This window comes from Microbacterium sp. bgisy207 (assembly GCF_965345035.1).
Classification (GTDB): Bacteria; Actinomycetota; Actinomycetes; order Actinomycetales; family Microbacteriaceae; genus Microbacterium.
On sequence record NZ_CBDRMG010000025.1, the window covers coordinates 1 to 8,899 of the forward strand.

Annotated in this window: 14 protein-coding genes; 12 read left to right on the top strand and 2 right to left on the bottom strand. The window is 67.5% G+C overall.

Going from position 1 to position 8,899, the window contains the following annotated elements; genetic code table 11:
• Positions 1 to 48 precede the first annotated feature (48 nt).
• Positions 49 to 258, top strand: a complete 210-nt coding sequence (locus ACSGC5_RS14770; protein WP_045245741.1) for a hypothetical protein — start codon at positions 49 to 51, stop codon at positions 256 to 258.
• A gap of 116 nt (positions 259 to 374) precedes the next feature.
• On the opposite strand, the gene ACSGC5_RS14775 is transcribed toward ACSGC5_RS14770, so the two are convergent.
• Positions 375 to 725, bottom strand: a complete 351-nt coding sequence (locus ACSGC5_RS14775; RefSeq protein WP_005052795.1) for a hypothetical protein — start codon at positions 723 to 725, stop codon at positions 375 to 377.
• 60 nt (positions 726 to 785) lie between these two features.
• Here ACSGC5_RS14775 and ACSGC5_RS14780 point away from each other — a divergent pair, with 60 nt between their 5' ends.
• From ACSGC5_RS14780 to ACSGC5_RS14805, 6 genes are all read left to right on the top strand, one after another.
• Complete coding sequence (locus ACSGC5_RS14780) at positions 786 to 1,259, top strand: MurR/RpiR family transcriptional regulator (RefSeq protein WP_164743636.1); 474 nt, start codon at positions 786 to 788, stop codon at positions 1,257 to 1,259.
• Positions 1,175 to 1,765 (top strand): SIS domain-containing protein, encoded by a 591-nt coding sequence (locus ACSGC5_RS14785; RefSeq protein ID WP_005052796.1) that lies wholly within the window; start codon positions 1,175 to 1,177, stop codon positions 1,763 to 1,765. The genes ACSGC5_RS14780 and ACSGC5_RS14785 overlap by 85 nt, the downstream gene beginning before the upstream one ends.
• A 102-nt stretch (positions 1,766 to 1,867) precedes the next feature.
• The gene (locus ACSGC5_RS14790) at positions 1,868 to 2,701 is read left to right on the top strand and encodes an extracellular solute-binding protein (protein WP_005052797.1); all 834 of its coding nucleotides are present in this window, start codon (positions 1,868 to 1,870) and stop codon (positions 2,699 to 2,701) included.
• Complete coding sequence (locus tag ACSGC5_RS14795; RefSeq protein WP_005052798.1) at positions 2,698 to 3,528, top strand: tyrosine-protein phosphatase; 831 nt, start codon at positions 2,698 to 2,700, stop codon at positions 3,526 to 3,528. The genes ACSGC5_RS14790 and ACSGC5_RS14795 overlap by 4 nt, the downstream gene beginning before the upstream one ends.
• A gap of 18 nt (positions 3,529 to 3,546) precedes the next feature.
• A complete protein-coding gene (locus ACSGC5_RS14800) occupies positions 3,547 to 4,452 on the top strand; it encodes a phosphodiesterase (protein WP_005052799.1) in 906 nt (301 codons plus the stop codon).
• Between the two features lie 54 nt (positions 4,453 to 4,506).
• Positions 4,507 to 5,673: an amidohydrolase family protein gene (locus ACSGC5_RS14805; RefSeq protein WP_434971342.1), complete on the top strand. Its 1,167-nt coding sequence runs from the start codon at positions 4,507 to 4,509 to the stop codon at positions 5,671 to 5,673.
• Between the two features lie 22 nt (positions 5,674 to 5,695).
• Here the strand turns inward: ACSGC5_RS14805 and ACSGC5_RS14810 are convergent, their stop codons facing one another.
• Positions 5,696 to 6,277 (bottom strand): ABC transporter permease, encoded by a 582-nt coding sequence (locus ACSGC5_RS14810; protein ID WP_005052801.1) that lies wholly within the window; start codon positions 6,275 to 6,277, stop codon positions 5,696 to 5,698.
• 169 nt (positions 6,278 to 6,446) lie between these two features.
• Here ACSGC5_RS14810 and ACSGC5_RS14815 point away from each other — a divergent pair.
• From ACSGC5_RS14815 to ACSGC5_RS14835, 5 genes are all read left to right on the top strand, one after another.
• Positions 6,447 to 7,290 (top strand): IS5 family transposase gene (locus ACSGC5_RS14815; RefSeq protein ID WP_241186004.1). Its coding sequence is split into 2 segments (ribosomal slippage): positions 6,447 to 6,752 and positions 6,754 to 7,290, totalling 843 coding nucleotides; the frame shifts between segments, so codons are not numbered across the junction.
• A 44-nt stretch (positions 7,291 to 7,334) separates the two neighbouring features.
• Positions 7,335 to 7,601 carry a glutaredoxin domain-containing protein gene (locus tag ACSGC5_RS14820; RefSeq protein WP_045245687.1) on the top strand — a complete coding sequence of 89 codons (267 nt, stop codon included), beginning with the start codon at positions 7,335 to 7,337 and terminating at the stop codon, positions 7,599 to 7,601.
• Positions 7,601 to 8,275, top strand: a complete 675-nt coding sequence (locus ACSGC5_RS14825) for a hypothetical protein (RefSeq protein WP_434971343.1) — start codon at positions 7,601 to 7,603, stop codon at positions 8,273 to 8,275. The genes ACSGC5_RS14820 and ACSGC5_RS14825 overlap by 1 nt, the downstream gene beginning before the upstream one ends.
• Positions 8,276 to 8,284: 9 nt before the next feature.
• Entirely contained in the window at positions 8,285 to 8,494 is a 210-nt protein-coding gene (locus tag ACSGC5_RS14830) for a type II toxin-antitoxin system HicA family toxin (RefSeq protein WP_045245688.1), read from the top strand.
• A gap of 13 nt (positions 8,495 to 8,507) precedes the next feature.
• On the top strand, positions 8,508 to 8,899 hold a 392-nt coding region (locus ACSGC5_RS14835), incomplete at its 3' end, for a hypothetical protein (RefSeq protein WP_045245690.1).

The window sequence follows — 8,899 nt, forward strand, 5'->3', positions numbered from 1 at the left end:
CACCGCGACCACTCCTGAGAGTTGCACCCGGGATGAGGTGAATGCATCGTGACGGCACCGGGGTATGAGTTCAGCGTCTGGGAGCGCTACGCCACCGAGTTCACACTGGCTTTCGGTGACAATCCGTCGCGCATCCGGGCGGTGCGGGTGGCCTACTTCGAGCACGAGTTCGATGTGGACTTGATTGCGCAGCTCAGCGGTTTTCCTGTTTGGAGAATCCGACAGGCGTTGTCCCAGGGACTTCCACAGGCGAGCTGAAGAATCGTCGACCAGAGTCCCAGAACTGCTCGCCCATCTACCATCCCCTTGCGGGCACTGCGCGGTGAGGGGACGTCAGCGTGCGACGGTTCGGCCCGGGCGCGATGTCTCCCCTTTCACGTCTGAGTGGCCATCGGTCTGATCGGGCCATGAGCAGGATCAGTTTCGCGCGTCGCCCCCGCCCTCTGGTTCCGCGCTGCGGGCGTCATCGTCGTGGCAGGCTTCTTCGCGTCGTTGGTTACCGGTGTCTGCTGCCCCGGCGCCCCCGCCAGCGGAACATCGACGTGCGGAACGTTCGAGCGCTTGACCGCCGGGATCGACAGATCACGTGGCTCTGGCTCGCACGGACGGTCATCGTAGGCGCCATCGCGGCGCTCGAGGTGGGCGTCTTCGGTCGAGTCACCCTTGGCCGACTTCCTTGCGGGCATGGCACTGTTCGGGAGCTCGAGCGGACGCAGGGAGGTCATGAAATTGCCTTTCGCGGATAGCGGAGGCGATGAACGCTGCGTTCACCTATGGTTGGGGTCGTGGTCGCATTGCGCCCATACGATGTGCGGCGAACCCGAAAGGTGATCACCGGCTACATGAACTCGCCCCTCAACGAGCCGCCGCTCGGCGGAACCATCGACCACATCCTCTCGATCCTGCCGTCGCTCGTACCGAGCGCGCAGCGCGTCGCCCGCATCTGCGCCGAGCGACCCCACGACGTGGTCGACATGTCGGGCGCCGACCTCGCCGAAGCCGCCAACACGTCGCCGGCCACCGTCAGCCGCACCGCCCAGGCGCTGGGGCTGCGCAGCTTTCAGCACCTGCGCATGCTGCTCGTGCGTGACCTCGCCGCCGACGCCACCGCCGCGCCCGACGCACCCGCCGGCACCGAGGGCTTTCTGCGGTGGCTGGCCGAGGGGCGGGTGGGATGCTGCAGACCGCGCTCGCCTCGATCGACCCGGTCGCGTTCGACGCCGCTGCCGACGCCATCGCCCGCGCGCCGCGCCTGCTGATCTCGGGCACCGGCGCCTCGCACGCCGCCGCCCAGGCGTCGGCCGTCGCGTTCGCCGTCAACGGCCGGCCCTGCGAAGCGCCCGCTGACGGCGTGGTCGCCCACCTCACCGCCCGCGTGCTCGCCCCCGGTGATGTGTGCCTCATCGTCAGCTCGAGTGGCGCCAACTCGGTGACCCTCGCGGTTGCGGACGCCGCCGTCGACGCCGGCGCCACCGTGATCGGGGTCACGAGCTTCGCCCGTACCCCGCTCACCACCCGCGCCGACCACCTGCTCGTCGCCGGTGCGCGCTTCCAGGCGTGGGATCAAGGCATTCTCGGCAGCGGGCTCGTACAGCTGCTCGTGCTCAACGCCCTGCAGATCGCCGTCGCCGACCGCATGAGCGACGCCGCCGACCGCGCGCGCCTCGCGGTGCGCGAAGAGGTGCTCGACATCGTCGCCGACGACGGCTCCGACGCCGAGGCATCCGACGTGCCAGACGTTATCGACCACGGCGATGGGCGTTGACACTCCGTTTGCAGGAAATTCACTTTCCTCGATTGCAATAGCTCTGCAAGCGGATTTCGCGGGAAGGCCCCGGTTCGTCAGGTCGCTTGCAGAAGGCGACTCATGGGAACGATCCAGCTCTCTGGTGTCGGTCGCTCCTTCAAGAGCACCGCCGCCGTCAGTGATATCGACCTGATCATCGAAGACGCCGCCGCGCAGATCACCGAGTCCACCGGTGCCCCCTCGATGAGCGCGTCGTGCGTGATCACCGGCGGCAGCTGGTGCATGCAGGGCCTCTTCCTCTCGAACGGCGCCCAGGTGCTGAGCGATGACCGCACGACGATCGAGTTCGGCTCGGACGCCGCGATCGATACGGTCGCGACCTTCACCGAGATGTACGAGGACGGCGTGCTCACCAACGAGGACTTCACCAGCCAGTACGAGGCGTTCGCGCAGGGGAAGACCGCGATCCACGTCAACAGCTCGGCCCTGCAGGGCGCGTTCATGATGGGCGCCGAGGCCGGTGGCTGGACCCTCGACGCTCACACCCTGCCCGCGTTCGGAGACCAGGCGGTCGTGCCCACCAACTCGGGCTCGTTCCTCGCGATGTTCGCCACCGACCCCGCCAAGCAGGCCGCCGCGTGGGAGCTCATGCAGTTCATGACCAGCCCCCGCGCCTACGAGATCATCTCGACCCAGATCGGGTACCTACCGCTGCGCAGCAGCATGGCCGACGAGGGCGGACCGCTCTATGACTGGGTCGAAGCCAACCCGCTCGTGAAGCCCAACCTCGAGCAGCTCGACGCGCTCGAGCCGTGGGTGTCGTACCCCGGCGACAGCTACGCCCAGGTCGACCAGGTGCTCGCCACCGCCATCGAAGACGCGGTCTTCTACGGCGCCGACCCGGCCGCCACTATGACCGAGGCCGCCGAGCGCGCGCAGGGGCTGATCGAATGACCATCGACCTCGACCTGACGCCTTCGGCGACGGATGCCGCGGCCGCTTCGTCGCCGGATGCCGCGACCGCGGCGCCTCGTGAGCGTCGCCACGCCGTGGCCGGCCTCTACAACCTGCGCGACACCGGCGGCTACCGTGCAGCCGGCGGCACCAGCCGGTGGGGCAAGCTGCTGCGGTCAGATGCTCTGCACCGCATCGACGCGACCGGTCGCGACCGGCTGGCCGAGATCGGCGTCGCCCACATCATCGACCTGCGCGGCGGCGACGAGCGCGCCACAGCGCCGAGCGCGGTCGACGGGCTCGAGGTCACCGTGCACCACCTGCCCGTGTTCGACGACGCCGACCCGGCCGCGCAGGCCACCACGCACGTCGGACTCGTGCCCGTCTACGACCACATCGTCGACGAGCGCGGGGCGCAGCTGGTCGACGCGATCCGGGTGATCATCGCGGCTGACGACGACGACGCGGTGCTCGTGCACTGCACCGCCGGCAAAGACCGCACCGGTCTCGTCGTGGCCTTCGCGCTCGCCGCCGCCGGGGTCGACCGCGACGACGTCGTGGCCGACTACGCCGCCACCGCCGAGAACCTGCGCGGCGAGTGGTCAGACGCGATGACCGCCGTCTTCGAACAGCGCGGCATCGAACTGACCGCGGGAATGGTCGAACTCATCACCGAGAGCCCCGCCGAGGTGCTCGAGGCGCTGCTCGAGCGCATCGACCGCGAGCACGGGTCGATCAGCGCCTACCTCCTCGCCCACGGACTCACCCCCACCGAGCTCGAGCGTCTCACCGCCGTGATCATCGACCCCGCCGCCACCGCGGTCTGATCGGAAGGAACACACACCATGTCGCACATCGCGAGCCAGCATCCCGCTCCCGAGCACTTCATCCTGCATGTCTCTGACACCCACTTCGTGGGCGACGGCGACCTGCTGCACGAGCGCATCGACAGTGACAAGAACCTCGCAGAGCTGTTCGACGGCTTCACCAAGGCCAACGCCCGCCCCGAAGCGATCGTGTTCACCGGCGACCTCGCCGACACCGGCCGCCCCGACGCCTACGAGCGCCTGCGGGCCATCGTCGAGCCCGCCGCCGAGAAGCTCGGTGCCCAGGTGATCTGGGTGATGGGCAATCACGACGAGCGCGTCGCGTTCCGCCGCGGCCTGCTCGACGAGGAGGCCGACCAGTCCGAGCCCGTCGACCGCGTCTACGACGTCAACGGTCTGCGCATCATCGCGCTCGACTCGACGGTGCCCGGGCAGCACCACGGCGAGATCAGCGACGAGCAGTTGGCGTGGCTGCGCCGCGAGCTCGAAGTCCCCGCGCCCGACGGCACCCTCATCGCGCTGCACCACCCGCCCGTGCCGAGCCCGATCGGGCTCATCGCCCTGGTCGAGCTGCGCGACCAGGAGCGCCTCGCCGAGGTCATCCGGGGCACCGACGTGCGCGGCATCCTGGGCGGTCACCTGCACTACTCGACCACCAGCACGTTCGCGGGCGTGCCCGTGTCGGTCGCGTCGGCGACCTGCTACACGCAGGACCTCGCCGTCGCCTACCCCGGTGCCCGCGGCCAGGACGGCGGCCAGTCCTACAACCTCGTGCACGTCTACGGCGACCGGGTGCTGCACTCCGTCGTGCCGATCGGGCAGTTCCCGACCGTCTACGAGATGACTCCCGAGATGCTCGAGGCGTTCATGAACATGACCCCCGACGAGCAGCTCGCCGCCGTCAACGCGTCGGCGGGAGAGTAGTCAGCCCGTGAACAATAATGTCTCGTATCTACATCTCCTCGAACGGAGCAGTTCATGACGGATTCCACGCTCGGCGCAGTCTCTGCGACCGCGATCACGAACACCAGGGTCTTCGACGGACACAGTCTGAGCGCCCCCACGACGGTCGTCGTCCAGCCCGACGGGCGCATCGGTGACGGATCAGCGGATGCGGTCGTCGTCGGTGCCGCTGTCGTCAACGCGGAAGGTACGGTGCTCCTTCCTGGCCTGATCGACTGTCACATGCACCTGAAGGGGCGCGAGTCCCTCGAGACGCTCGCCACGTACGGTGTCACCACCGGCCTGGACATGGCGACATGGCCCGCATCACAGTTCCAGTCGTTGCGGGGACTGAGGGGAGTCGCTGACTTCCGCACCGCCGGCATGGCGGCGACATCTCAGGGCAGCACGCACAGCCGCATTCCGACCTATCCGGACGTCGCGCTGGTCGATTCCCCCGACAAGGCGGAGCGGTTCGTCGAGGTGCAGGTGGCAGACGGGGTGGATTACATCAAGATCATCGCCGATCTGCCCGGTCCCACCCAGGACGTGCTCGATGCACTCGTGGCTGCTGCGCACGCGCGGGGGCTCAAGGTCATCGCGCACGCAGCCCTGTACGAAGCTGTGCGTATGAGCCTCGCTGCGGGGGCCGACATGATCACCCATGCTCCACTCGACCGCGCGCTCGACGATGCGACGGCTGAGACGATGCTCGCCCAGGGCACGGTGTTCATCCCGACCTTGACGACGATGAAAGGCGTCGCCGCGAATCTCACCGCAGCGGGCGTTCCCGGTGTGAGCTATGCACACGCCCACGAGAGCACGCGCGCGATGCATGCCGCGGGCGTTCCGGTCCTGGCCGGCACCGACGCCAACATCGGGTCCTTCACACGGGCATCGCCGCCATACGGCGAGAGCATGCACGACGAAGACGCCTACATCGGGCTCCTCGAACGGGCAATGCCGCCATACGGCGAGAGCATGCACGACGAACTCGCTCTGCTCGTGGACGCCGGCCTGTCAACAGCCGAAGCGCTGCGCGCTGCCACCTCGACGGCCGCGCACGCGTTCTCACTCGACGATCGGGGGGCGATCACCCCCGGATTGCGAGCCGACCTCGTGCTGGTGGACGGCGATCCGCTCACCGACATCGCTGCCGCGCGTCGCGTTCTGCGTGTGTGGTGCGGCGGCATCGAGGTGTGAGGGCGTCCTCTCGACCGCGGTGTCACTCCACGGCGGTGTTCGCGCCGTGGTGCCACGCGAGCACCCGGTTCTCGACGACGATGAGCAGCAGGTTGAACACGTACCCGAAGATCCCGATGAGCACGATGCCCGACCACATGTCCGTGATCGCGAACGACCTCTGCGACTGAAGAACGAAGACGCCGATCCCGTTGCCTCCCGCCATCATCTCGCTCACGACGACCATGATGAGCGCGAGCGAAAGACTCGTGCGCATTCCGGCAAAGATCTGCGGAGCTGCCGCGGGAAGTGCGACCTGCAACTCGTAGCGGAACCAGTGGATGCCGTACACCCGGGCGGTCTCGCGCAGTCCGGGGTCCATTCCTCTGATTGCAGCTTCGGTATTGAGGAGCACGGGCCAGAGGCAGATGAAGGTGATCAGAATCACCTTCGCGGTGTCGTCGAGGCCCAGCACGATGATGACGAGGGGAATCAACGCGACCGCAGGGATCGCGCGCAGGAACTCGAGCACGGGTGCGAACATCGCCTGGAGGCGGTGCGCCTGACCGAGAACGAACCCCACGACCACGCCGATGACCACAGCGCCGATGAACCCGATCATCATCCTGGAAAGACTCGGCAAGACGTCGCTCGCCATCCGCGCGAAGAGCCAGTTCTCCTGGAAAGCGACTAGGGCGTGTCTCCCAAAGGTTTGGGCTGGTCGCTGGAACGCTCGGTGTGTGTCTCGAACGGAGTTGCTGACTGATGCGCAGTGGGAGCTGATTGCTCCGTTGATGCCGTCCTCGCAGGGGCGTCGTGGTCGGCCGTTCGCCGATCATCGCACCGTGGTGGAGGGCATCATCTATCGCTACCGGACCGGGATCGCGTGGCGGGACTTACCCGGGTGCTTCGGGCCGTGGCAGACGGTGTGGAAGCGGCACCGCCGCTTCAGCGGTGATGGGACGTGGGACAAGATCCACAGCGTCCTGCTGGCCCATGCCGACGCCGCCGGGCTGATCGACTGGGAAGTCTCGGTGGACTCCACGATCAACCGCGCCCATCAGCACGCCACCAACCTGCCCCGGGACACAGGGGGACCTGACGAATTACACGAATCTGCGCATCGAGCCGCCTGATCACGCCATCGGCCGCTCCCGCGGCGGCCTGTCGACGAAGATCCACCACCTGTGCGACGGGAACATGCGGCCGCTGGTGATGCTGCTCGGGCCCGGGCAGGGCGGGGACTCCCCGATGTTCGAGCACGTGATGAACGCCCTGCGGGTACCGCGCCTGGGTGGGGGCCGGCCACGCACCAGGCCCGACCGGGCGCTGGGTGACAAGGCTTACTCTTCCCGGGCCAACCGCAAGCTGTTGCGCCGGCGCGGCATCCAGGCCGTCATCCCCGAACGCGATGATCAGATCGCCAACCGCAAGCGCCGCGGCGCCAAGGGTGGTCGCCCGGTCACCTACGACACCGAGGCCTACAAGCGCCGCAACGTCGTCGAGCGCGGATTCAACATCTTCAAGCAATGGCGCGCCTTGGCCACCCGCTACGACAAACTCGCCCTGACCTATCGCGGCGGCGTCGTCCTACGCGCCATCACCATCTGGCTCAAGGCTTTAAGAGACACGCCCTAGTCGCCTTCACGGCAAAAGAACGTGAGGGGGAAGGGGCAGGGACGATGAGTGCGACAGAAGCCGGCGAGGTGCAAGTGTTCGGCCGAGAGGGATGCGTGCAGTGCAGGGCAACGTGCCGAGCGCTCACCGAGCGGGGAATCGCGTTCGAGTCCGTTGACGTCGACGCAGACCTCGACGCGGCGGCGACGGCGCGGCGAGTGGCGCAGGCGGGAGGCTCGACGCAGCTTCCGGTGGTCCAAGTTCCCGGCATGGCGCCCTGGACAGGGTTTCGCCCGGACCTCATCGATGCGATCGCATCGGAGGCCGTGTGATGGGCGAGGGCACCTCCGCTCCCCTGGTCGCAGCGATCGAACGCACCTGGGCCGCGATTCAGCAGCGCCACAGCGACGTGCCGGAGGTCGTCGTTACCCTCGCGTCCGGTCGCACGGTCAAGGGCGTGAATCTCGGCCACTTCGCCCCCGATCGGTGGGTGCGTGGTGACGAGGTGGTGCACGAGTTGTTCATCGGCGGTGAAGGACTCTCACGCGGCGGCGTGGACGTGCTCGGCACACTTCTGCACGAAGCCGCCCACGGCGCCGCGAACACGCGAGGAATCAAAGACACCAGCAGACAGGGCCGCTACCACAACGCAGCTTTTCGGAGCATCGCAGAGAGCTTCGGTCTGACGCTCGAGAAAGATCCCCGCATCGGATGGTCAGTCACCACCGTGCCCACGGGAACCGCCGAGACGTACGCGGCCGAGGTTGCGCAGCTCACGGCGGCGATCACCGCCTACCGTCGAAGCGAATCGCCTGACGCGGAGGGCAAGACCAAGAGCAACAACGGCCGCACGGCCGTGTGCAGCTGCAGCCGCAAGATCCGCGCATCCAACGCCGTGATCGACGCGGGCCCGATCCTTTGCGGCCTGTGTGGCACCGAGTTTGAAACCGAAGAACAATACCGAAAAGGCAAGACCCCCCTTGACTTGCGGGCAAGGGGGGTCTAGACTAGACTCATGAAAGCACAGCGAACGCGAGACGTGCTGAAGCACCTGAAGAGCATCGGCTGGGTCTATCTGCGCGATGGTCAGGGTAGCCACGAACTATGGGGCCTGCCCGACGAGTCGCAGAAAGCCTCGATCCCGGCAGGGCACAAGGAAGTCTCAGCGGGCGTGCTGCGACAGATCGAGAGGGCCGGGGCGACACTCCCCCAGGCCTGGAAGTGAGAGGGAGGACGCGATGACACAGACATTCGCCGTCAGCGTCGAGCGCGAAGGCCGTTGGTGGGTGTTCGAGATCCCCGAACTCGGCACCGGAGGGCAGGCAGCCTCTCTCGACGAGGTAGATCGCGAGGCCCAGGGTGTCGCTGCGATGTGGCTCAACGTCGACCCCGCCGAGGTGGCCGTCACCGTCGACGTGCGCGCCCCTAAGCAGCTGCTCGACGAGTGGGCACAGGCGGAGAAGGACGAAGCTGAGGCGCGTCGGGCTCAGGCCCGCGCCGCGGAGCGTCGCCGCGCCGTGGTAACCGCGCTCAGGAACGAGAAGTACTCCGCCCCCGACGTCGGCCGCGTACTCGGGATCAGCAAGCAGCGGGTTTATCAGATCGAGAAAGCCAAGGCGAAGGCCTCCGC

Excerpts from the sequence above, each read along its gene's own strand:
- ACSGC5_RS14775 (WP_005052795.1), bottom strand. The coding sequence starts at position 725 with ATGACCTCCCTGCGTCCGCTCGAGCTCCCGAACAGTGCCATGCCCGCA.
- ACSGC5_RS14785 (WP_005052796.1), top strand. The coding sequence starts at position 1,175 with ATGCTGCAGACCGCGCTCGCCTCGATCGACCCGGTCGCGTTCGACGCC.
- ACSGC5_RS14790 (WP_005052797.1), top strand. The coding sequence starts at position 1,868 with ATGGGAACGATCCAGCTCTCTGGTGTCGGTCGCTCCTTCAAGAGCACC.
- ACSGC5_RS14795 (WP_005052798.1), top strand. The coding sequence starts at position 2,698 with ATGACCATCGACCTCGACCTGACGCCTTCGGCGACGGATGCCGCGGCC.
- ACSGC5_RS14800 (WP_005052799.1), top strand. The coding sequence starts at position 3,547 with ATGTCGCACATCGCGAGCCAGCATCCCGCTCCCGAGCACTTCATCCTG.
- ACSGC5_RS14805 (WP_434971342.1), top strand. The coding sequence starts at position 4,507 with ATGACGGATTCCACGCTCGGCGCAGTCTCTGCGACCGCGATCACGAAC.
- ACSGC5_RS14810 (WP_005052801.1), bottom strand. The coding sequence starts at position 6,277 with ATGATGATCGGGTTCATCGGCGCTGTGGTCATCGGCGTGGTCGTGGGG.
- ACSGC5_RS14820 (WP_045245687.1), top strand. The coding sequence starts at position 7,335 with ATGAGTGCGACAGAAGCCGGCGAGGTGCAAGTGTTCGGCCGAGAGGGA.
- ACSGC5_RS14825 (WP_434971343.1), top strand. The coding sequence starts at position 7,601 with ATGGGCGAGGGCACCTCCGCTCCCCTGGTCGCAGCGATCGAACGCACC.
- ACSGC5_RS14830 (WP_045245688.1), top strand. The coding sequence starts at position 8,285 with ATGAAAGCACAGCGAACGCGAGACGTGCTGAAGCACCTGAAGAGCATC.